This is a genomic window from Ectopseudomonas oleovorans, from assembly GCF_003052605.1.
Classification (GTDB): domain Bacteria; phylum Pseudomonadota; class Gammaproteobacteria; order Pseudomonadales; family Pseudomonadaceae; genus Aquipseudomonas; species Aquipseudomonas oleovorans_A.
The window spans coordinates 15,378-38,047 of record NZ_QASO01000075.1 but is presented as its reverse complement, the minus strand read 5'-3'; the positions used below and the strand labels follow the sequence as shown (position 1 = coordinate 38,047).

20 protein-coding genes are annotated in these 22,670 nt (G+C 59.8%); 10 read left to right on the top strand and 10 right to left on the bottom strand.

What is annotated here, in order from left to right; all coding sequences use genetic code 11:
• Positions 1 to 115: 115 nt before the first annotated feature.
• Positions 116 to 838, bottom strand: a complete 723-nt coding sequence (locus tag DBO86_RS12945) for a hypothetical protein (RefSeq protein ID WP_108233865.1) — start codon at positions 836 to 838, stop codon at positions 116 to 118.
• 125 nt (positions 839 to 963) lie between these two features.
• Here DBO86_RS12945 and amn point away from each other — a divergent pair, with 125 nt between their 5' ends.
• Positions 964 to 2,436: an AMP nucleosidase gene (gene amn, locus DBO86_RS12940; RefSeq protein ID WP_017675475.1), complete on the top strand. Its 1,473-nt coding sequence runs from the start codon at positions 964 to 966 to the stop codon at positions 2,434 to 2,436.
• 1 nt (position 2,437) lies between these two features.
• Here amn and DBO86_RS12935 read toward each other — a convergent pair whose 3' ends face one another.
• Complete coding sequence (locus DBO86_RS12935) at positions 2,438 to 3,409, bottom strand: threonine dehydratase (RefSeq protein ID WP_108233864.1); 972 nt, start codon at positions 3,407 to 3,409, stop codon at positions 2,438 to 2,440.
• An 80-nt stretch (positions 3,410 to 3,489) separates the two neighbouring features.
• Between DBO86_RS12935 and DBO86_RS12930 the strand changes: the two genes are divergently transcribed.
• Positions 3,490 to 4,830, top strand: a complete 1,341-nt coding sequence (locus DBO86_RS12930; RefSeq protein ID WP_090337369.1) for an aminotransferase-like domain-containing protein — start codon at positions 3,490 to 3,492, stop codon at positions 4,828 to 4,830.
• A gap of 165 nt (positions 4,831 to 4,995) precedes the next feature.
• Here DBO86_RS12930 and DBO86_RS12925 read toward each other — a convergent pair whose 3' ends face one another.
• Entirely contained in the window at positions 4,996 to 5,427 is a 432-nt protein-coding gene (locus DBO86_RS12925) for a hypothetical protein (protein ID WP_055987221.1), read from the bottom strand.
• 148 nt (positions 5,428 to 5,575) lie between these two features.
• Here DBO86_RS12925 and DBO86_RS12920 point away from each other — a divergent pair, with 148 nt between their 5' ends.
• Together DBO86_RS12920 and DBO86_RS12915 are read left to right on the top strand one after the other, a co-directional pair.
• Positions 5,576 to 7,141: a methyl-accepting chemotaxis protein gene (locus DBO86_RS12920; protein WP_055987218.1), complete on the top strand. Its 1,566-nt coding sequence runs from the start codon at positions 5,576 to 5,578 to the stop codon at positions 7,139 to 7,141.
• An 8-nt stretch (positions 7,142 to 7,149) separates the two neighbouring features.
• Positions 7,150 to 8,874, top strand: coding sequence for a putative bifunctional diguanylate cyclase/phosphodiesterase (locus DBO86_RS12915; protein WP_108233863.1), 1,725 nt, complete (start codon positions 7,150 to 7,152; stop codon positions 8,872 to 8,874).
• Positions 8,875 to 8,946: 72 nt separating this feature from the next.
• Here the strand turns inward: DBO86_RS12915 and DBO86_RS12910 are convergent, their stop codons facing one another.
• Both DBO86_RS12910 and ahr read right to left on the bottom strand, forming a co-directional pair.
• Positions 8,947 to 9,384, bottom strand: coding sequence for an acetyltransferase (locus DBO86_RS12910; RefSeq protein ID WP_055987215.1), 438 nt, complete (start codon positions 9,382 to 9,384; stop codon positions 8,947 to 8,949).
• A 212-nt stretch (positions 9,385 to 9,596) separates the two neighbouring features.
• The gene (gene ahr, locus DBO86_RS12905; RefSeq protein ID WP_108233862.1) at positions 9,597 to 10,628 is read right to left on the bottom strand and encodes an NADPH-dependent aldehyde reductase Ahr; all 1,032 of its coding nucleotides are present in this window, start codon (positions 10,626 to 10,628) and stop codon (positions 9,597 to 9,599) included.
• A 123-nt stretch (positions 10,629 to 10,751) separates the two neighbouring features.
• Here ahr and DBO86_RS12900 point away from each other — a divergent pair, with 123 nt between their 5' ends.
• Positions 10,752 to 11,372, top strand: a complete 621-nt coding sequence (locus DBO86_RS12900) for a pseudouridine synthase (protein WP_108233881.1) — start codon at positions 10,752 to 10,754, stop codon at positions 11,370 to 11,372.
• Between the two features lie 227 nt (positions 11,373 to 11,599).
• On the opposite strand, the gene DBO86_RS12895 is transcribed toward DBO86_RS12900, so the two are convergent.
• The 5 genes from DBO86_RS12895 to DBO86_RS12875 form a co-directional block, all read right to left on the bottom strand.
• On the bottom strand, positions 11,600 to 11,992 hold the full coding sequence (locus DBO86_RS12895) for a globin domain-containing protein (protein ID WP_017675468.1): 393 nt from the start codon (positions 11,990 to 11,992) through the stop codon (positions 11,600 to 11,602).
• A 79-nt stretch (positions 11,993 to 12,071) separates the two neighbouring features.
• Positions 12,072 to 12,290, bottom strand: coding sequence for a DUF2788 domain-containing protein (locus DBO86_RS12890; RefSeq protein WP_003240295.1), 219 nt, complete (start codon positions 12,288 to 12,290; stop codon positions 12,072 to 12,074).
• A 90-nt stretch (positions 12,291 to 12,380) separates the two neighbouring features.
• On the bottom strand, positions 12,381 to 12,860 hold the full coding sequence (locus DBO86_RS12885; RefSeq protein ID WP_004424680.1) for an Lrp/AsnC family transcriptional regulator: 480 nt from the start codon (positions 12,858 to 12,860) through the stop codon (positions 12,381 to 12,383).
• Positions 12,861 to 13,235: 375 nt separating this feature from the next.
• Positions 13,236 to 14,117: a cation diffusion facilitator family transporter gene (locus tag DBO86_RS12880; protein WP_055987211.1), complete on the bottom strand. Its 882-nt coding sequence runs from the start codon at positions 14,115 to 14,117 to the stop codon at positions 13,236 to 13,238.
• Between the two features lie 4 nt (positions 14,118 to 14,121).
• On the bottom strand, positions 14,122 to 14,541 hold the full coding sequence (locus DBO86_RS12875) for a hypothetical protein (RefSeq protein WP_017675466.1): 420 nt from the start codon (positions 14,539 to 14,541) through the stop codon (positions 14,122 to 14,124).
• Here DBO86_RS12875 and DBO86_RS26030 point away from each other — a divergent pair.
• The 5 genes from DBO86_RS26030 (at position 14,540) to DBO86_RS12855 (ending at position 22,669) form a co-directional block, all read left to right on the top strand.
• Positions 14,540 to 14,704 (top strand): hypothetical protein, encoded by a 165-nt coding sequence (locus DBO86_RS26030; RefSeq protein ID WP_167399127.1) that lies wholly within the window; start codon positions 14,540 to 14,542, stop codon positions 14,702 to 14,704. The genes DBO86_RS12875 and DBO86_RS26030 overlap by 2 nt on opposite strands.
• Complete coding sequence (gene hrpB / locus DBO86_RS12870; protein ID WP_108233861.1) at positions 14,670 to 17,171, top strand: ATP-dependent helicase HrpB; 2,502 nt, start codon at positions 14,670 to 14,672, stop codon at positions 17,169 to 17,171. The genes DBO86_RS26030 and hrpB overlap by 35 nt, the downstream gene beginning before the upstream one ends.
• A 65-nt stretch (positions 17,172 to 17,236) precedes the next feature.
• Complete coding sequence (locus tag DBO86_RS12865) at positions 17,237 to 18,727, top strand: site-specific integrase (protein ID WP_108233860.1); 1,491 nt, start codon at positions 17,237 to 17,239, stop codon at positions 18,725 to 18,727.
• Positions 18,711 to 20,618 (top strand): hypothetical protein, encoded by a 1,908-nt coding sequence (locus DBO86_RS12860; RefSeq protein WP_244185552.1) that lies wholly within the window; start codon positions 18,711 to 18,713, stop codon positions 20,616 to 20,618. The genes DBO86_RS12865 and DBO86_RS12860 overlap by 17 nt, the downstream gene beginning before the upstream one ends.
• Positions 20,618 to 22,669: a site-specific integrase gene (locus DBO86_RS12855; protein ID WP_108233859.1), complete on the top strand. Its 2,052-nt coding sequence runs from the start codon at positions 20,618 to 20,620 to the stop codon at positions 22,667 to 22,669. The genes DBO86_RS12860 and DBO86_RS12855 overlap by 1 nt, the downstream gene beginning before the upstream one ends.
• Position 22,670: the final 1 nt, after the last annotated feature.

The window sequence follows — 22,670 nt, the reverse complement described above, 5'->3', positions numbered from 1 at the left end:
AAAACAGGCTCGTGCGCGAGTCCGATCAAAATGCTCATTTACAGCTCGTAAACTCCGCTTTTTAGCCTGTTTTTGCCTTGCACTGGCTGCCTCGCCTACGTTTTTCAACGGCCTGCTAACGGCGGCGTTGCCAGATCATCTTGCCGGTATTGCTTTCAGTGACCAGGTACTGGTCGCTGAAGCGGTAGTAGGCGGCGGGTTGATAGTCGGCGGCGCCTGCCAGGCGCACCATCAGCATGCCGCCCTGGCTGCGCCAGTGGCCGTTGTACTGCACCTCGCCTGGGCTGTCGTAGTTCCAGTCGCTGCCGCCGCCGGCTGAGCGGCTCCACTGGGTGACGCTGCCGTCGGCGTTCAACTGCAGGGTCATCAGGGTGTTGAACGAGGCGAAGTTGGCACCGCCGCTGTTGATGATCTTCTCGTGTACCCAGGTGCCGACCAGTGTCGGGTCCAAAGTGCCTGACGTAGGTGGCGTCGCAATCGCCGCCTCGCGCTGAAACAGCGCCTGGCGTTCCAAGATCTCCCCGTTTCTTGGATTACGCGCAGCGATACTGGCGTTGAGCATCGCGTTGGCGTAGGTCGCGTTCATGTTCGCCAGCAGCAGGCCCGATTGCGGGTCGCTGATCTCGGCGCGCAGCAACTTGCCGTCGTAGCGACCTTTGACGACCAGGCGCAGGTGCTGGCCCTCCACGTACTCGCCTTCCACCACGGCGTCGTTCTGGCGCAGGATCAGCTCGCTCGGCTGACCGTCGAGCGTGGCCCGGTAATGGCCATCGAGTTCACCGGCTTGAACGCTTGAGCATGAGGCCATGGCCAACAGCAGAACGATTGCACGAGGCATGATGGTGACCTCCGACGAATTGATCCAAGCCTAGCCGTTGGCAGCGATAGGCGGGGGATCGCGCTATGTTTTCGTCAACGTATGCAGGCAAGATAGGGCCGTACGTTCAGTCAGGAAGATGCACAGTGAAAGCCTGCTCAGATGATTTCATCATTGCCTACACCCCCGAAGAGGCCGTCGACCGCCTCGCCGCCCTGCATCAGGAAGCCACCGGTGCGTTGAGCCAGGCGCTCAAACGCTACCTCAAGGAGCGCATCCGCCCGGATGCCAGCGAGCACTGCCTGTTCCGTTACCCCGAGCTGCGCCTGACCTACCTGTGCCAGGGTGAGGTGCCGACCACCGTGCGTGCCTATGCCAAGGTGCAGGTGCCGGGCACCTATGCCATCACCGTGACCCAGCCGGCGGCCTTCCGCAAATACCTGCTGGAGCAGCTGCGCCCGCTGATGAACGACTTCACCCTGCGTGTGGAAGTTGGCCGTAGCCAGCAGAACATTCCTTACCCATACGTGGTCGAGGGCGGCGATGAACTGGCCGGCAGTGGTGTGACCGCCGCCGAGCTGGCACGCGTATTCCCCAGCACCGACCTGTCTGCCGCCACCGACGGCACTGCCGATGGCCTGTACGACTGGGAGAACATCGACCCGCTGCCGCTGGCACTGTTCGACGCGGCGCGTACCGACTTCTCGCTCAAGCGCATCCAGCACTACACCGGCAGCGACTGGCGCCACGTGCAGCCATGGATCCTGTTGACCAACTATCACCGCTACGTCGACCAGTTCATCCGCCACGGCCTGGACATGCTGGTGGGCGACTCGCGCTTCACCCGCATGGTGCTGCCGGGCAACGTGGTGATCGAGCGCGGCATGGCCGAAGGTGAGATGCAGGCGATCATCGAGAATGTGGTCTGGCACCGCTACCAGATGCCGGCCTACCACCTGCAGGCCGAGGACGGCCACGGCATCACCCTGGTCAATATCGGCGTCGGCCCGTCCAACGCCAAGAACATCACCGACCACCTGGCCGTGCTGCGTCCGCACTGCTGGCTGATGATCGGCCACTGCGGTGGCCTGCGCCAATCGCAGACCATCGGCGACTACGTGCTGGCCCACGCCTATATGCGCCGCGACGGCATTCTCGATCGCGTACTGCCGCCGCATATCCCGCTGCCGGCGCTGGCCGAGGTGCAGCAGGCGCTGCAGGAAGCCGCCAAGCTGGTTACCGGCGAAGAGGGCGACGAGCTGAAGAAGCGCCTGCGCACCGGCACCGTGCTGACCTACGACGACCGCAACTGGGAACTGCGCTGGGCCCAGGAGCGGCCGTTGATCAACCTGTCGCGCGCGGTGGCGGTGGACATGGAAAGCGGCACCATCGCCGCCCAAGGCTATCGCCTGCGGGTGCCCTACGGCACGCTGCTGTGCGTGTCGGACAAACCCCTGCACAGCGAGATCAAGCTGCCCGGCGCGGCCGGTGCTTTCTACGAGCGCGCCGTGACCCAGCACCTGCATATCGGCATCGCGGCGCTGGAGTTGATGCGCAGCCAGCTCAACTCGCTGCACTCGCGCAAGTTGCGCAGCTTCGACGAGCCGCCGTTCCGCTGAGTCAGGCGGCCGCCGGCGCCTCGTCACGCAGCAGCTCGGCCAGCGCAGCGCGGTCGATATTGGCGCCGCTGAGCACCACGGCCACGCGCTGGCCGGCATTGAGCTTGCGCTCCTGCATCAGGGCGGCCAGCGCTGCTGCGCCGGCGCCTTCGGCAAGGTTATGGGTGTCCTCGTGATAGGCGCGGATGGCGGCGCGAATCTCTTCATCACTCACGCGCACGATGCGTGCGGCGCCGGCGCGAATGATGTCCAGCGCCAGTTGCTGTGGCTGGCGGCAGGCCATGCCGTCGGCCAGGGTGTCGGCGCGTTCGGTCTGCACTAGCCGGCCTTGTTCGAAACTCTGCGCGTAGGCGTCGGCGCCACTGGCGACCACGCCGACGATCTCGGTGTCGAGGCCCAGCAGGTCGCGGGTGCGGATCATCCCGCAGATGCCCGAGCCGAGGCCGATGGGCACGTACACCCGGCGCAGGTTCGGCACCGCCTCCAGTAGCTCCAGCGCGTAGGTGGCCACGCCGCGCACCAGATCCTCGTGCAGTGACGGCACCCAGTGCAGGCCGTCGCGTTCGGCCAGGCGCGCGGCTTCGGCGCGCGCTTCGTCGAAGTCGCGGCCATGTTCGATCACCTCTGCGCCGAGTGCGCGCATCGCCGCGTTTTTCTCGCGGGCGTTGCCGTGTGGCACCAGGATGCGGATCGCCAGGCCTGCGGCACGCGCCGCCAGTGCCAGGCTCTGGCCGTGGTTACCACGGGTGGCGGTGACCAGCCCGCGCACCTGCGGTTCGCGGCGCAGCAGGGCGTCGATGTAGACCAGCCCACCGCGTACCTTGAAGGCGGCGGTCGGGGCATGGTTCTCGTGCTTGACCCAGACCTCGCAGCCCAGGCGCTGAGCCAGCAGTGGCCAAGCCAATTGCGGCGTGGGCGCCATGTGACGGTAAACCAGTTGGGCGCTCTGCTGCAGTTGGGCGAGGTCGAACATGGGGCTGACTCCGGGTGGTGTTGACCCCGATGCTAGTGCGGCGCATTGTATGGGTAAATCTTTATATTGCATGGCAAGCAATGTGGCTTCCTGACCTGCAAGACAGCGCTCTCCCGACATACCTCGCCCTGGTCGAGGCCATTGCACTGGCCATTGGCCGAGGCGAACTCAAGCCTGGTGAACGGCTACCGCCGCAGCGCCGACTGGCCTGGACGCTGGGCATCAACCCGAGCACGGTGATGCTCGCCTACCGCGAAGCTGCGCGTCGACACCTGGTATCCGGCGAGGTCGGGCGCGGCACCTACGTGCTGTCCGGCAGTCATGAGGCAAGCCTGTTCCGTCTCAAGCAGCCGACCGCGCAGGGCGACCTGATCGACCTGTCGACCAACGTACCGGTGCATGACCCGGACAATCATGATCTCTCCGCCAGCCTCGCCGCACTGGCCGCACGCGGCAAACTCGATGCGCTGCAGGCCTACCCTTCGGCGGCATTGGTCGAGCGTGCGCATCTGGCGGGGGCAATCTGGTTGCGACGGCGTGGTCTGCAATTGGCACCGGGCGAATTGCTGCTCTGTGCTGGCGCCCAGCAGGGCGTGTCGGCGGCCTTGCTGGCGCTGTGCGAGGCCGGCGAGCCGATCCTGGTGGAGCGCTACAGCGCACCGGGGATCAAGGCCGCCGCGCGCCAGTTGCGCCTGCCGCTGCACGGCGTGGCGATGGACGAACGCGGCATCCTGCCCGATGACCTCGACCGCCAGGCGCGTGCCACCGGGGCTCGCGTGGCGGTGCTCACACCCTGTTTGCAGAACCCCACTGGCGCCAGCCTGGACGCCGAACGCCGCGCCGCCATTGCCGAGGTGGCCAGGCGACGCGGGTTGTGGCTGGTGGAAGACGACGTCTACGGCGTGCTCGGCAGCGAGGCGCCGCTGGCCGCGCAGCTCCCCGAGCGCTGCCTGCTGATCAGCAGCCTGTCCAAGAGCGTTGCGCCGGGGCTGCGTCTGGGCTTCATCGCCGGCGCGCCGGAGCTGCTCGAACGCATCGACCGCGAGGCACAGGCCACGCGCTGGGCCGTGGCGCCGCTGAGTCTGGCGCTGGCCTGCGAATGGATCGAAAGCGGCGTCGCCGAGCAGCGCCTGGCCTGGCAGATGGAGGAGTTACAGCAGCGCTGGCGCCTGGCCGCGCGCGTGCTCGGGCCACGCATGCCGCAGGGACGGGCGGTGGCGCCGCATCTGTGGCTGGACGACTCGCCGCCCGCCGGCCTGGCCGAAGCCTGCCGGGATCACGGCGTGGAGGTGGTGGCGGCCGAGGTGTTTGCGGTCGACGCCAATCCGGGGCACGCGGTGCGCGTCAGTCTTGCCGCGGCGGCCAGCCGCGCCGAGCTCAAGCGGGCGCTGGAAGGGATAGTGGCGGCCTGGCCGCTCTGACGGTTAGTCCGCCTGGGGCTGTTCCAATAGGTTTGCAACAGCGGATCGTCTAACGAAGATCAATGGATCGAAGGCACCGCCATCGCTGCTGCCTTCGAACGTGCAGTGGCGTGTGTAGCCCGCCATTGGCGCTATGGCGGGTTGCACCCGCACTACGAGGAAGTCCTAGCTCTGTTCATCCGGTGTATCGGGGGCAGCGCTGGCTTGCGCCTGTTCGGCCTGGGCGAAGTTCATGATCACCTCGCGAATGAGCCGTCGGCGGGCTGGCGAGAGCGCCAGGAACGCTTCTATGGCCTCGCGCTCCTGGTGGGGAACGCACTCGTACAGTTGCTGTTGCCTTTTTATCTGCTCAGGAACCTCCTCTCCGAATCTCAGGGTGCGGGGATCTATTCGTAGCCACTGCGCCAACACCAGCAGTTTGTCCTCCGTCGGCAGAGCTTCGCCTTTCAGCCAGCGCCGAACGCCATGCAAAGTCACGGGTTTGCCCCAGTAGCGCAAGTTGAACTCACGCTCGAGTACGGCGGGTTTGGCCTCGTAGCCTGCTTGCTCGAGTGTGCTGCGCAGGCGTGCGGCAAATTTTTGACGTGTGTTTTCCATGACGGGAAACACTACGGAGGAACACGACGGCGTGGCGTAACACAATAGGCAATATTGATTAAGTTAATTACGTAAATTATGGTTACGTTAGTGCTGGCGTAATGATATCGTCATGGCTCGATCATCAAGTGCATGCAGAGAGTATCCGATGAGACTGAATACCCCTGTGACGGGGCGAGAGCGTGACTTTCCGTCTGCGCAGCGCTTGATTTCGGCGACAGATACAAGGGGGCTCATCACTTACTGCAACGATGAGTTCGTCAGCGTCAGTGGCTTCGAACGTGAGCAACTGCTGGGGCAACCACACAATATCGTGCGTCATCCGGATATGCCGGAGGCGGTATTCGAACATATGTGGAGTCATCTCAAGGCCGGCAAGGCCTGGATGGGCATCGTCAAGAACCGCTGCCAGAACGGCGATTTCTATTGGGTCAGCGCCTATGTGACGCCGATTTCCGAGAATGGCCGGGTGAGCGGTTACGAGTCGGTGCGGGTGAAGCCGGATGCCGAGCAGGTACGCCGCGCCAGTCAACTCTATGCGCAGATACGCGCGGGTAGGTCGCCGGAGTCGTCGGGGCAAGGCCTGTGGCGTTGGGCCGAGATACTGGGTATCCCCGCCATGACCGGTTTGGCCGTGCTGGCGGCGTATCAGTGGGTTTCGCCTGTCGTGGGTCTGGCCTGTGCCCTGGCGGTGCCGTTCGCCCTGCAGGGGTGGAATGACCTGCGCCGGGAGCGCCTGCTGCAGCGTTTGCTGGATAGCCTGCAGGGGGCTTTCGACAGTGAACTGATCGCACGTACCTATACTGATTTGTCCGGCAGGCCCGCCCAGGTGCAGATGGCCCTGATCAGCGAGCGCGCGCGTATCCGCACGGTGCTCAGCCGCCTGGAGGATTATGCCGACCACAGTGCCGAACTGGCCCAGCGCAGTGGCCGTTTGACCAACAGTTCCGAAGCGTCCCTGCAGGCACAGCGTGGCGAGGCGGATATGGCGGCAACCGCGATGCACGAGATGGCGGCATCGATCGCCGAGGTATCGGCGCATGTTCACCGCACCGCCGATGAAGCCCGTCGGGCCAATATGCTGGCCCACGATGGCTCGGCCGAGGCTGGCAAGACCCGCGAGGTGATCGAGAAGCTGGCGCACACGGTGTCGGGGATCAGTGCATCGGTGGAGGGGCTGGCGCGCGATACCCAGTCCATCGAGCAGGCCGCCAGCATGATCCGGGCGATAGCCGAGCAGACCAACCTGCTGGCCCTGAATGCGGCCATCGAGGCTGCGCGGGCTGGTGAACAGGGCCGGGGCTTCGCAGTGGTGGCCGATGAGGTGCGGGCTCTGGCGTCGAAAACCCAGGATTCGACCCGGGCCATTCAGGACATCATCAAGACGCTGCAGGCCGGAGCACAGGGCTCGGTGGCTATTGCCCAGGCCGGTACGCAGGAGGCCGCCGCCGGTGTGCAGCAGGTAATCGCCACCCAGGACGCGCTGCAGGGGATCAGCAGTGCCGTCGACCTGATCCACGACATGGGTCAGCAGATGGCTGCGGCATCCGAGGAGCAGGCCCATGTCGCCGAGGATATTTCCCAGCAGATCACCCGGATTGCCCAGGCTTCGGATCTCAATGCCGAGCTGGCGGGGGAATCCGCGCAGGTCGGTAACGATCTGCAACAGACTTCGCGCGCCATGCATGCACTGGTCGAGCGTTTCAGCAGTTGAGAGAAATTATGGAAAACAGCGAAGACACTGTGGCCGCTGACCCGGACCAGTGGGATGGTGTCGACTCGGCGCTGGCCGGTGCCATTTTCGATGCGGCGGTGGATGCCATCATGGTCATCAATGCCCGTGGCATTCTCCAGGCGGCGAATCGGGCGACGGAGCAGACCTTCGGTTTCAGCGCCGACGAACTGCTTGGCAAGAACATCTCCATGCTGATGCCCGCGCCGCACGCCGAGGCGCATGACGGTTATCTGGACAACTATTGTGCCGGTGGCGAACGCAAGGTCATCGGGATTGGTCGGGAAGTCATGGGCCGGCGCAAGGATGGCGTCTGCTTCCCCTTGCACTTGAGCGTCGGTGAGTTCCAGCGCGACGGTCAGCGCCTGTTCGTCGGTATCTGTCACGATATCAGCGAGCGGCGCAAGTTCACCGAGCGCATCGCCTTTCTGGCCGCCTACGACGGCCTCACGGGTTGTGCCAACCGGCATGAGTTCATTCAGGGCCTGGCCATGGCCATGGAGGCTTGCGAGGTTTCCGGGCGGCAACTCGCGGTGCTGTTCATCGACCTGGACGGCTTCAAGCAGATCAATGACAACCATGGCCACAGGGTTGGCGACCGTCTGCTCAAGCTGGCGGCTGAACGCTTCCAGAAGAGCCTGCGCGATGGCGACATGCTGGGGCGGGTGGGCGGCGACGAGTTCGTCGCCTCGATCATGCTGGAGTCCGGGACCGAGACTGCCGAGCGGGTTGCCGCGCGCCTGATCGAGGCGCTCAAGGAACCCTTCGTCATCGACACCCGCGTTCTGAGCGTCAGCGCGAGCATCGGCATCAGCCTGTACCCGGACCATGGCCAGTCCGCCGACGAGGTGATGAACGAGGCGGATATCGCCATGTACCAGGCCAAGGTGGAGGGCGGGGCGTGCATTCGTCTGTTCGACCAGGCGCTGCGCGAGCGCTCCGAGCGGGTCTACCGCTTGCTCAGCTGCCTGCGCAAGGCCATCTTGCTCGATCAGTTCGAGCTGCACTACCAGTTGCAGTTCGACATGCAGACCTTGCAGCCCTGTGGCATGGAAGCCTTGCTGCGCTGGCGCGACGGCAGCAATGGCTTGGTGGCTCCCGACCAGTTCATTCCGGTGGCGCAGGAATATGGCTTGATGCCGTCCATCGGTCGCTGGGTCATCCGCCGGGCGTGCCGGGACAATCTGGCGCTGATCGAGTCGGGGCTGCTGGATGTGGCGGTGGCGGTCAACATTTGCGCGCCGCTGTTCAGCGAGCCCGGCTTCGTCACGCTGGTTCGCCAGACCCTGCGCGATAGCGGCCTGCCGGTCGACCGCCTGGAGCTGGAAATCACCGAGGATGTGGCGATGAATGCCTCGGTGCATGTGCTGCAGACCTCGGCTGAACTGCATGAGGCCGGTATCCGTCTGGCGATGGATGATTTCGGCGTCGGCTTCTCGTCGCTGGGGCGTTTGAAGCAACTGCGTTTCGACAAGTTGAAGATCGACCGGTCATTCGTTTCGGGCTTGCCCGGCAACCCCAGCGATCAGGCGATCGTCCAGGCCATTCTCGGCATCGCCCAGGGGCTGGGCATGCGCACCGTGGCCGAGGGGGTCGAAACCGAGGCGCAACTGGCTCTCTTGCAGGAAGGTGGATGCAGCCAGGGGCAAGGCTTCTGGTTCGCCAGGCCGATGCCGCTGGCGGAGTTGATCGAGTGGCTGCGGGCGCGTCGGTAGGCGCGAATGAAATCGCTCCTACAGTGCTCCTATCGTGTATGGCGGGTCGCACTCGCCCTGCGCCGGGCCCGTTTAGCCAAGCGCCATATGCAGGATCGGGAATGGCCGTCCGCCGCCGTCCAGACGTGAGCGATCGGTCACGACGAACCCCAGGTGCTGGTAGAAGCCCACCGCCTGCGGGTTCTGTTCGTTGACGTCGACGCGGGTGGCGCCCAGTTCGTCGATGGCATGGCGCATCAGCTGCTTGCCAATACCCTGGCCGTGGCAGGCCGGGTCGACGAAGAGCATTTCCACCATGCCTTCGCTGGTACCGAGAAAACCCAGGATTCGCCCCGACTCGTCACGTGCACAGGTCAATTGCACGGCCGGGAAATACTGCTCGCGCAGCAACGGCTTGATCACCTGCAGGTCGCTTTCCGGCAGGAAGTGATGGGTGGCACGCACGGCGGCCTCCCAGATTTCCACCAGGGTGGGCAGTTCGGTGTCGGTGGGTGTGTCGAGAATCAGCATGCTAATTGGTATCGGCAGGCAAACGGGGGATGGAGCATACCCGTCGGTTGAGTGTCTCAAGGCCTCTCAACCCTGTAGGTGCGGATTTATCTCTGGCGCGCAACATCCAGGCGATAGGTAGGAGCCCGCTTGCGGGCGATCCTTCCAGGCCTATGATCGCCGGCAAGCCGGCTCCTACACCCACGTTACGCCGACAGCTTTCGCCCGCGCTGTCATTTGCTGGCGTCGAGCACCACGCGGTAGCGTGCCTTGCCGCTGCGCAGATGGTCGATGGCCGCGTTCACCTGGCTCATCGGGAAGTGCTCGACCTGCGGCAGGATCTGATGGCGTGCGCAGAACTCGAGCATGGTGGCCATGGTTTTCGGTGAGCCGACCGGCGAACCGGACAGGCTCTTCTGCTGCGGGATCAGGTTGAACACATGCACCGGTATGGCGCTGGGCACGATGCCGACGAAGTGCAGACGGCCCTTGCCACGCAGGGTGCCGAGCAGGGCGGCCCAGTCGAGGTCGGCGCTGGCGGTGACCAGGAGGAAATCCAGGCTGCCGGCAATTGCCTTCATCGCCGCGCTGTCGGTGGAGGCGACCACCTTGTGCGCACCCAGGCGTTTGGCTTCGTCCTGTTTGCTCAGCGAGGAGGTGAAGGCGGTCACTTCACAACCCCAGGCATTGAGAAAGCGCAGGGCCAGATGGCCAAGCCCGCCGATGCCGACCACGCCGACGCGGTCGGTGGGCTTGATGTCATAGTCCAAGAGTGGACCAAATACCGTGGAGCCGGCGCAAAACAGCGGGCCGACCAGAGCCGGGTCAAGGTTTTCGGGTAGCGGGATAGCCCAGGCCCAGTGCGAGCGCAGGCGGTCGGCGAAACCGCCATGGCTGCCGACGATGGTTGGTTTCACCGAGCGGCACAGCTGGTGCGAGCCTTCCATGCACGAGCCGCAATGCATGCAACTGCCCTTGTACCAGCCTATGCCGACGCGCTGGCCGAGCTTGAGGCCGCGTGCCTGGTCGCCGAGGCGGACGATGGTGCCGACCACCTCGTGGCCAGGAATGAAGGGGTAGCGCGCATTGCCCCATTCGTTGTCGATCATCGACTGGTCGGAGTGGCAGATGCCGCAGTATTCCACCGCCACTTCCACCTCTTCGGCGCCGAGCGGGCCGGGGTCGTAGCTCAGGCGCTCCAGTGGCGCCTTGGGCGTCGTGGCGGCCCAGCCGGTGAAGGTGGCGAGATCGGCTTTGTTGCTCATCGGTGGCTCCTGATCGCAGGGGGTGAATCCGCAGCTTAGTCGCTCTGGCAGGACGTGGAAGCACCATCAGTGCCGCTTATCGTGGGTTACACTGCGCAGCTCATTTTCATCGAAGCCCGTTGCATGTCACGCCCTCGTCCCCCCGCCAGTCGTCGCCCTGCCGCCCCCCGCCGAGTGGCCTCGGCGCCGCCCGCGCAGTCGCGCCTGTTGGTGCTGAACAAGCCGTTCGACGTGCTCACCCAGTTCAACGATGAGCAGGGGCGCGCCACCCTCAAGGATTTCGTCGACGTGCCTGGCGTCTACCCGGCCGGGCGTCTGGATCGTGACAGCGAAGGCTTGCTGCTGCTGACCAACGATGGCCGCCTGCAGGCGCGTATCGCCGACCCCAAACACAAGTTGCCGAAGACCTACTGGGTGCAGGTGGAAGGCGAGCCGAGCGAGGCGCAACTGCAGCAGTTGCGTGAGGGGGTGACGCTCAATGACGGCCCAACCCTGCCGGCTGAGGCGCGGCGGTTGGACGAACCTGAGCTGTGGGAACGCAACCCGCCGGTACGCTTTCGCAAGAGCGTGCCGACGGCCTGGCTGGAGTTGGTGATTCGCGAGGGGCGTAATCGTCAGGTGCGGCGCATGACCGCTGCGGTTGGCCTGCCCACGCTACGCCTGGTGCGCGTGGCCATCGGGCCCTGGCAGTTGGACGGACTACAGCCCGGGCAATGGCGTGAGGTGCCCGCGCAGTTGCCGTAGAGGCGCGCGGCTCGCCTGATGAAACACTGAAAAATCCATATACCGTCACTCCCGCGCAGGCGGGAGCCCCGTTTCTAGGTTCCCGCCTGCGCGGGAATGACGACTGTTTTCAGATCCTAGGGTGTCGCGGGGTCGCCTAGGCTGCGCGCACCTAGTGCCGAGGCAATGGCGTGCTCAGGGCCGCGGTCGATTTGTCGCAGGCGCGACCCTGGCGACCCTGACCTGAATCAATAACCGGCCTTGATCACGGCGATACCTTTGTTCAGCACTTCACGCCAGGCCTGGCGTACCTCTGCGTCGCACTCCTTGTCGTGTTCGCCGATGGTCGCCAGCAGCGCGTCGAGCCACAGGTCGTAGAGTTCCGGGCGAATGTCCAGATGCTGGCGCGAGTGCGATTCGCCGAGGGCGCGCAGCTTGGTGTCGGGCATGCCGCGGGCGTGCATCACCAGGTTGAGAATGCCCTGGCGCAGCAGCTGTTTTTGCGCGCTCATGTCGGTGTCGACGAACTTCTCGCGAATCAGCGGCGAGCTGGCGAGGAAGTGGCGGTAGAAACTGTCGAAGAAATCCGGGCTGGCGCAGCAGCGTCCATAGCTCTGCATCACCAGATTGGCGGCGCTCATGTGTCACTCCTTGAGTGGGCTGCAGGCCGCGTTTGCGGCGGCCTGGTATCGATCAGAGGTATCGCGTCGGCTGGCTGGGTCAGCCGTGAATGCCGCGCGCGGTCTCGATGATGTAGGTGATGATCGGCTTGGCGAGGAAGGCGAACAGGCACAGGCCCAGGCCGAGAAACAGGATGGCTGTGCCCAGGCGGCCAGCCTTGGACTTCTTCGCAAGATCCCAGATGATGAAGAACATGAACAGCATCAGGCCGCCCACCAGGACGTACATCATCAGGGCTTCAAATTGTTCGGTTTCCATGGTGCCTCGTAATTCGGACGGAAAACGCAGGGCGAGAATTATACGCGTCCGGACTTGGCGCGCGGCATGATCCGCCTCACCCTGCGACCTTCAGTCGCGCAGGTGCTGCAACGGCAACTGGGTGCTGGACAGTATCTGCTGCAACACGAAGCTTGAACGGACGCTTGAGACGCCGTCGATACGGGTCAACGTACCCAGCAGCAGCTTCTGGTAATGATCCATGTCCGGCACCACTACCTTGAGCTGGTAGTCGGCGTCCATCCCGGTCACCAGGCAGCACTCCAGCACCTCGGGGCATTTGCGGATTTCGTCCTGAAAGTGCTCGAAGCGCTCGGGGGTGTGCCGGTCCATGCCGATCAGCACATAGGCGGTCAGGCTCAGGCCAAGCTTCTTGCGGTCGAGCAGGGCAACCTGGCCGGTGATGTAGCCATCGTCTTCCAACTGTTTGACCCGACGCGAGCAGGGCGAGGGCGACAGGCCAATGCGCTCAGCGAGCTCCTGGTTGGACAGGGCAGCGTTGCGCTGCAATTCGGCGAGAATGTTCAGGTCGTAACGGTCGAGTTTGTCCATTTTTTAACTGGCTCATTATTGGATTGCGCTAGATAGTGCTCCTTTAGTTGTTAATTGCGCAATTGGTAAGTTTGTAAGCAATCTTAGCAATCTTATTTCGGTACGGCAGGCGTAAGCTTTCTCTCAGTTTCACGGCCCGGACGACAAGTCCTACCGGCCTCACCCAACCAGGTGAGCCGGCGCCGACGGTCCTACCGGATCGCACCGGCACCCGGGTCCGCACTGCCCAACCAGGCGGGCGACGAAAGCGGCGACAGCATCGCCAGCACCGGACAGATTTCCCGAGGGGGCCGCGAGGCCCCTTTTTTATTGCCTGGGATTTCTGCAGGAGGCTCGTGGGCTTTGGCGATTTTCGAGAAGCGGGGGGCGCTGTGGTCAGTGTTGGACCACTTCCGGTGGATCGGCATGCACCAGCACTTCGGCACGTGGATAGTGCTCATGAATCGCCTTCTCCACAGCCACGCAGTGAGCATGGGCCTGCGACAGGCTCATCTCACCCGGCAGCTCCAGGTGCAGCTGGACGAACCAGCGCGTACCGGAAATGCGTGTACGCAGATCGTGCGCGCCGAGCACGCCCGGCACCGAGGTGGCCAGCTGGTACATATGCTGAGTGGTCTCGCTGGGCAGTTCCTCGTCCATCAGTACGGCCACAGCGCCGCGCACGATGCTGATGGCGCTCCAGAAGATGTAGAAGGCGATGCCGATGGCGAAGATCGCATCCATCTGCTGCCAGCCGAAACGGGTCAGTAGCAGGGCGAGGAGGATGCTGCTGTTGAGCAGGATGTCGGAGCGGTAGTGCAGCGAGTCGGCGTGAATCGCGGTGGAGCCAGTCTCGCGCACCACCTTGCGTTGAAAGCTCAGCAGGGCGACGGTCAAGGCCAGCGACAGCAACATGACGGCGATGCCGATACCTTCGGCTTCCAGCGGCTGTGGCGCTTGCAGGCGCTCGACGCCCTGCAGGCCAATGAGTACGGCACTGACACCGATAAACAGCGCTTGGCCCAGCCCGGCCAGCGCCTCGGCCTTGCCGTGGCCGTAGCGGTGATCCTCGTCGGCCGGGCGCAGGGCGAAGTGCACGGCAACCAGGTTGATCAGCGAGGCGGCGCTATCGAGCAGCGAATCGGTGAGGCCGGCCAGCAGGCTGACCGAACCGCTCAGCCACCAGGCAATCGCCTTGGCCAGCACCAGGGTCAGCGCCACCGTCAGCGCTGCCCGGGTGGCCAGGCGCATCAGCCTGGCGTGCTGCGGGTTGTGCATGAGCTCAGGCAGCCGGGCGCAGACCGTAGGCGGCCAGTTGCTCGGCGCTGCCGCTGTGCTGGATCAGGCGCGGATCGTCCAGCGGCAGCTGGTGGCCGGTGCTGGTTTCGATCAAGGTCTTGAGCGCGTACTGGTCGACCTTGCCGTCTTCGCTGATCAGTTGCTTGAGCTGCTGCGGGTCGACCTGGGCGGTCTGGCCTTCGGGCAGGTAGATGGCGCCGGTGGCGAAGTCCACGGCAAAGGCGATCAGGCCAGGAATCACGTAGAACAGGATGCCGATGGCGTTGGCCCCGGCGATCACCGGGTCGATCCGGCCTTCGATCTGGCCGCGGCGATCCGGGTAGAAGATCGAGCCGCAAGCAGTCAGTTGGGCGAGCAGGGTAGCGGCGACAACGCCGGCGATGAAGCGGGATTTCGTGCGCATGAACACCTCCAGAAAAAAGTGGCGCAACTATAGCAAGGCGATGATTGCAAAACTGCAGCGCGCTGTTTCAGACCAGCAAGTTGGCAGGCGGTTCGCCGTTATAATCGCCGGCCTGCTGTGGAGAAATGATGAACACCCTGCCGATCGATTCGCTGCTGCCTGATTTGCGCGATGCGCTGAGCGCCCGCCACGAAGTGGTGCTGGAGGCGCCGCCCGGCGCTGGCAAGACCACCCGCGTACCACTGGCGCTGCTAGACGCGCCCTGGCTGGCCGGGCAAACCATCCTCATGCTCGAGCCGCGTCGCCTGGCAGCGCGTGCTGCCGCCGAGCGCCTGGCCAGCGAGCTGGGCGAACGGGTCGGCGAGACGGTTGGTTATCGCATTCGCCTGGACAGCAAGGTGGGGCCGAACACGCGCATCGAGGTGGTCACCGAAGGCATCCTTGCCCGCCGCCTGCAGGACGATCCGGCGTTGGATGGCGTCGGTCTGGTGATCTTCGATGAATTCCATGAAAGAAGTCTGGATGCCGATCTGGCCCTGGCACTGACGCTCAATGGCCGCGCCATGTTCCGCAGCGAAGGCAGCGGCGAGGCGCCGCTCAAGGTGCTGCTGATGTCCGCCACTCTCGAAGGCGAGCGTCTGTCGGCGCTGCTTGGCGATGCGCCGGTGCTGCGCAGCGAAGGGCGCATGTTCCCGGTAGATATCCGCTGGAGCGCGCCGCTGGCGCCTGGTGAGTGGATCGAGCCGCGGGTCGTGCAGACGGTGCAGCAGGCGCTGGCCGACGAGCCGGGCAGCCTGCTGGTGTTCCTGCCGGGGCAGGCCGAGATTCGCCGCGTGGCCGAGCAACTGGGCGAGGTGCTGGCGGGGTGCGACGACATCCTGCTCTGCCCGTTGCATGGCGAGCTGGAACTGTCCGCGCAGCGTGCCGCCATTGAGCCGGCGCCTACCGGCAAGCGCAAGGTGGTGCTGGCCACCAACATCGCCGAGACCAGCCTGACCATTGACGGCGTGCGTGTGGTCATCGATGCCGGCCTGGCGCGGGTACCGCGCTTCGACCCGGCCAGCGGCATGACCCGCCTCGACACCCAGCGCATCTCCCGAGCCTCCGCTACCCAGCGCGCCGGTCGCGCCGGGCGCCTGCAGCCGGGCGTGTGCTATCGGCTGTGGTCGCAGGCGCAGCACGAGCAGCTCAGTGCCTATTCCGGCGCGGAGATTTTGCAGGCTGATCTGGCCGGACTGGCCTTGCAACTGCTGCGCTGGGGCGTGATGCCCCAGGAACTGAGCTGGCTAGACGTGCCACCGCCGGCCGCCTACGCCCAGGCGCTGGATCTACTCGGTCGCCTTGGTGCGCTGGACGAGCGTGGTGCACTCAATGCCCATGGCCAGGCCATGGCCGAGCTGCCGAGCCATCCGCGTATCGCCCATCTGCTGCTGCGTGGCCAGGCGCTGGGCCTCGGTGGGCTGGCTTGCGAGCTGGCGGCGCTGTTGTCCGAGCGCGACATTCTCCGCGGCGGCGGCGCCGATCTGCACAGTCGCCTGACCCTGCTCAGCGGCGAAAGCCGCGCCGCGCGCAACGCCGTGGGCGGCGTGCAGCGCGCGCGGCAACTGGCCAGGCAGTTCCAGGGCCTGCTCAAGAACCGGCCGGTGACCCAGGCCGTGAGCGACCCCGAGCATCCGCGCTGGCTCGGCTGCCTGCTGACCTTCGCTTACCCCGACCGCATCGCCCAGCAGCGCCGCGCCGGTGGCGCCGATTATCGCCTGGCCAATGGCCGTGCCGCGCAGTTCGGCGAAGCCGATGCCCTGATGAAGCACGAATGGCTGGTGGTGGCCGATCTGGGCAGCCGCCAGGGCCAGCGCGAGGAGCGCATCTATCTCGCCGCCGATCTCGACCCGGCGCTGTTCGCCAGCGAACTGGCCGAGCAGGTCGCGACGCTGGACGTGCTCGACTGGGACGAGCGCGAGGGCGTGCTGCGCGCCGAACGTCAGCGCAAGGTCGGCGAGCTGGTGCTGGAACGCCAGGCGCTGGCCGCGCTGGACGAGGCGGCGCGCGGACGGGCATTGGTCGGCCTGGTACGGCGCAAGGGCCTGGAGTTGCTGCCCTGGACGCCCGAGCTGCGCCAGTGGCAGGCGCGGGTGGCGTTGTTGCGCGAGCTGGACCTGCAGCAACAGGGGCAGAGTGAATGGCCGGACTTGTCCGATGCCGCCCTGCTGGCCAGCCTTGAGCAGTGGCTGACGCCATTCTTAAGCAAGGTCAACCGCCTCAGCCACTTCGCAGGCCTCGACCTGCCCTCGATCCTGCAGACGCTGTTGCCCTGGCCCTTGCCGCAACGCCTCGACGAGCTGGCGCCGCGCGCGCTGAGCGTGCCGTCCGGCTCGCGCATCGCCATCGACTACACGGAGCACCCGCCGGTGCTCGCCGTGCGCCTACAGGAGTTGTTCGGCCTGGCCGCGACGCCGCGCATCGCCGGTGGTCGTCTGGGCCTCAAGCTGCATTTGCTGTCCCCGGCACGCCGTCCGGTGCAGGTCACCCAGGATCTGGCCAGCTTCTGGGCCAATACCTACCTGGAGGTGAAAAAGGATCTGAAAGGTCGGTATCCGAAGCCATCATGTAACGTTCACCGAGCTGCTTGATCACGCAACGTTGATTGGTTGACTTGGCTATTTAAATATTCACTTAGAGTCGGAGAGGTGTTCTGGTGGCAGCGTTCGAAAACCCCGCTCACAGAGGGCGGTTGGTTGTAATTCCTCAGGTCAACGAAGCCTTTGCTGATCTACATTTTAATCAGCAGCCAAATGGCTCATTACCTATCACGATAAATGGTATTGAAGCGTCGGTTCAGGGCTATCAAGTTAACGAAGCTCTTAGTGATTCAGTCTCTAGTAGCGTTTATAACCTCCCTTTTCTGTTTCACCGCAATGGTGAACCTTGGGTGGAAGCAAACTCATACATACTTTATCTCGTAAAAGATAAGCACCCTCAAAATCGCCCTACAGACGACGCTAGGCGCAAAGCTAGTCGCTTGCTTGATTATTTATTGTTCTGCGAAAATAATGATATTGACTGGCTTGATTTCTCAGGTAGACGGTTAACGCAGCGGCCAACCTATCGATATCACCGTTATCTAATAGACATGCCGGGCCGTGGAGAACGCGTCGCTAACCAGTATACCGGTGTTGTCTATAATTTTTATAAATTCGTGTCGCAGTATTGGCATGATTTGGATATGTCTCGTGTTGATACCGTTCGCGAGATTAGTGTCCATGTCAATGGGGCCTATGGGCTATCTAAGTACATAAAGGTAGAGAAGAGAAGTCAGACGCAGCCCTACAACCGGAAAAGAAATATTCCGTTGGGTTTTGTGGATGATGAAGGTGAAAGTCTTCGCCCTCTGACGAATGTGCAACTGGCAGAACTAGTAAAAATCATTGAGTTAGACAGCTGGAGTGCACAGGAGCGGCTTATCATTCTCTTTGCAGCGATGACTGGCGCCAGAAAGCAAACGGTTTTGACGCTGCGGGTTAAGCATATAAAGGCTTTGATGGAAGGTTTTCTTCAGTCGGATGGGACCTATTTATTAAAGGCAGGCCCAAAAACGGATATCGATACGAAGAATAGTAAGCCTCAAACCTTGTATGTCCCTAAGCAATTGGCGGAAGATCTACTCACGTATGTCGAAAGTCCGTATGCTAAAAGAAGACGTAGGAAGTTTCAGGCTGCTTATGCATTAAAGTATCCGGAACTTGATGTTATGGCAGAAGATGATGTCTACGTGTTTCTGTCCGAGCAGAATAACTGCTATTACATGGCGTCTACAGATCCTAGGTATTGTTATGCTAAAACAAGACCAGTGGGGCAGGTGACTGATACTCTTAAAAAGAAGATTCTGCAAAGTTCTTCTCCTGAGTTCTCAAGAGATTTTACTTACCACTGGCTTCGAGCGACCTTTGCTTACCAAATGTATCAACGTCTAACTCCACGTCTAAAGGATGGAAGTCTGCAGCCTGGTGATGAGATTTCAATAATTCAATCTCGCATGCATCATGAAAGACGTGAGACTACTGAGAACTACTTGAAGCTATTTACGATTATTCCTGAAAAGATTCGCGCTCAGGAAGAATATGAAAATGAGCTTTTCAAGCTATCTGCGTATAGTGATTTGATTTTGGGTGATGATGATGCCCGGTGAGCTGCGGCCAAGGAAAGTTCAGGTTGTTGAGCTGTCGTATATGGAGGCTCATGATGAGATCCTTCATCCAGAGTTTCTTGCGCTAAAACTATCAACGCGAGTAAGTCCGTTAGATATTGGTGTTTATGCATATGCAGTTCGTGTAAAAGTCAGTGCGCGCAGCGGCTCTTACTTGGTAGATGAAAGCTCACTTATACCAAGCCGTAGAAAGATGATTGTTTCGCTTTTGGATAAGTTCTGGTTGTCGGGTGTGGGGCACGGTAGCATCGAGACGGATATTAAGAACTTCGATTATGCTATTGGTTGGTGCGATGCAAATGGGCATGGCCGTATTTTCTGTGATTCTGAGTCTGCCAGAATTGCTTATATGGATTTTTCAAATCATCTATATCAGGAGGTTCTTAAAGACAATGGGATGGCCCCCTTAACCTGTCAATCACGTCAGGCCATATTGAGACGTGTATTGGAATTACAATTTCCTGATGTGTATGCATACATTGTTGCGGGAATTCCTCCCGTAAAACATAGGAGAGAAGGTTTAGATCCGCCTGGAGATGAGGAGGTAAAAAAGTATATTGATATCTCTTTAAATATTGCACTTTCCTTTTCTAGGTTTCTGGTTGATTTTTCCCCTTTCCCGCTTAGGTTCGAAACTGCTGAATATCATACATACATTTTTCCAGGTACCGGTAAATATATAACGCCTTATACGGAAGGTGGTCATCGCTTTTCTGCTTATAACTATAAGGAAGGTCGGCTTTTAACGATTTCTGAATTGAAAATGGCAAAGCCTAGTACGCGATTGGCGGATATTCGTGAAACTCTAGCTAGGGCCCAGCGACTGATTGACGATGTTAACGCTTATTCACACCATCAGTTTAGGATGCGCCTGGCTGCTCTGGCTATGAAAGCGTATGCGTGTTTGATTAATTTGGTCGTGGGAGCTAACTCTGGTGAGGTAATTCAATTTTTATACGATGATGCAGTTGAGCTTGTGAAGTCGCCATTAAAAAATGAACTATCGGCGATCAAGCTTAGAGCAAAGGGTTTGGAGGTTACTTACTCAGTAGGGCGAGGGCCTGGTATGAGGCTGCTGCGTGAGTATTTTAAGTTCCGTGATTGGGTCCTCATGGGGCGAAAGTGCGATTATCTTTTCTTTCATGTGCTTGATGGGCGCGGGCTCCCTTCAGATGACTTCTCGCCGCTTGAGACTAATTTCTCGACGAAATTCTATAATAAACTTCAAGGTGTGTTTGTTCCGAAGACTTCAAAGAATATACCGCCGCTACTAATTCGAAAATACAAAAGCTTGGCACTTCACCAGTTGAAGCACTCTCCTCTTCTGGTGAGTGCGATCATGAATCATAGTGAGCATACTAATGCTCAGTCATATTCGGGAATAACGGTTAAAGATCAGAAGTCGGAGATTGGAAGTTATTGGGCTGCTGTGAAAGGCGCTGCGGAGAGAGCCAGAAAAAATACACAGGCGACCGGGGTGTCAATTGCGGTTGGTCATTGTGATGAAATAAACAGTCCAAGTAAAGATATAGCTGTTGTGGCAATTGAGCCGGATTGCAAAAAACAGTATGGCTGTTTGTTTTGTATTCACTACCTTGTCCACTCTGATGAGGCTGACATACATAAGCTCATCAGCTTTCAGTATGTTATTGAGGCCATCAGGGCGAATGCTCCTAACTTTGAGTTTTCTGAGGATACGTTCAGGGATGTTGCTATTCGCATAAATGCTATATTGGAAGCGGTTTCGCAGAGGTCGGAGGCTTCGGCCGAGTTGGTTGTTTCGATAAGGGAAAAAGTATTTGATTTGGGTATTCTCACGCCATTTTGGGAACGGCGCCTGCAGCGTTATGAAAAGATGGGGATATACATCTAATGGCTGATTTTTTTGAGAGTTTAGATAAGGTGCTTCACAGTTCAGGTGCTGCCTCTCTAATTTCAGTAGATCCAGGTTGGAGGCCGGCGAATGATTTTGTTATTTGTCGTGATGTTGATGGCAGGCCTACGGCTGTTTATGGCGCGGCTGTATGGGATCTGAATCCAGTTAGACTCAAGGCGAGTAAAATTCCAAAAATTAATTTCCGTAAAATTTTTGATGAGTATGCGCTTGATCAAGAACATTTGATTCAAGAGCTTAGATGGTTATTGTTCTGTCTGTTTTTTTATGTCAATACCGGACGCTTGGGTAGGATTAGTGCTGGCATGCTCTGCCAGTATTTTCTGACGCTGCGTACAGCAGCTCGTTTTTGCTATAGCCAAAAAAATAATGCGCTGGTTGGTGTTATCACCCTTCAGCAGCTGTTTACTAATCCGGCTTATCTAAATGCTTATAGGCACTGGATGGATAAGAATATGTTGGGCCAAACTCAGCGTAAATTGACGCGGTCCATAATTTCACACATGGTTGTAATTGGTGAGGAACGGCTCGGTTATAAGCTCGCTGGTGTATTTGATCAAGATTTTGGGGTGGATGATGGCGCTGGTAAGCAACACCCTGTTATCCCCACAAGGATATATCTTGATTTAATAAATTCGCTGGGCGATTGGATGGATTTGTTGTATCTCCATAAGGACTCTATTGAGCGGTTCTTAAAATGCTTCGAGAAACCACTTTATGGATATACTGTCAATCATCAGAGGAAGATATCGGATGGGCTTTCGGTTTTTGAGTTAGATTTTGAGAGTGCTGTAAAAAGGCACAGGTTGGGAAAGGTTTTTGCGGGGGATTTGTCTTGTGCTGGCCGGGGCGTCCTATCGTCGGCAGTTTTGAAGATTCAGTGGATTTTAAAGACTGTCATCCATACTTATACAGGTATGCGGGATCAGGAGGTAATGCGTCTTCCTTATAATTGCGTGGATGAGGAGGAAGTGGTTTCTGCAACTAAAGATAATAATGGGGTTGTACGGGATAATCCTATTGTTATTAATGTTATTTCTAGTACAACAAAGTTTACTGGCTATCGTAAGGCTGTTTCTTGGTTGGCTACTGATGAAGTCGTACGAGCTGTTGAGATTGCTCGTTGTATCTGTCGGGGCTTATCTAGATTGTACGGAGTTAAGTTCGATAATATGCCGCTTTTTCTGAATCCCGCTGTTATCAATCGGCGCGATACTCAGGTCGGCGTTTCGTCTTGGAATGAGGTGTCTAAGCCAAGGTTTCTGCTAGATGGTTTTATCATTCAGGCATCTGATCTGCAGGAATTGCAAGTGAGCGACCCTTCTCGTGATTTTTCAAGAGAAGAGGCATTCAGGGTAGGCTCGCCATGGCCGCTCACAAGCCACCAGTTTCGTCGTTCACTTGCTTTCTATGGCAGTAGCAGTGGTTTCATTTCTCTTTCCACTCTCCGGAAGCAGTTCAAGCATCTGTCAACTCAGATGACGCGTTACTATGCAAATAATTTTGAAAAGTTAAAAACTATTTTTGGTTATTATGATGAGGGTGTGGGTGATTTTGTTTTGCCAAAGCATCACGTGCTATTTGAGTATCAGACAGGCGTGCCTATGAACATGGCTTACGATCTGTTGGCGCATGCATTTGGTAGTGATGCGCCTCTTTTTGGTGGTGTTGGTAGTTTTATCTCCAATCAACGTGGAAAAATGGATGGTGGCGACATTCACATCGTGGAGCTCAGGGCGGATACTCATAAGCAGGCCAGAGACGGGAAAATCTCTTATCATCCTACATTCTTAGGTGGCTGTACTCATATTGGTAAGTGTGAATCATATCTTCTGGGAGCTATTTCGACCTGTATTAGCTGTAAGGATGGAATCATCGAGAAACATAAGTTGGAAGACGCCATAATGCAAAATGAGGCCGATCTTACATTGTACGAGTCAGGTTCTGGTGAGTATCAAGTTATAGAGGCTGAATTGCTTGCTTTAAAGAAGTTTCGGCAAAAGTTAATTCCTGCTCAAGAGGTGGCTTAAG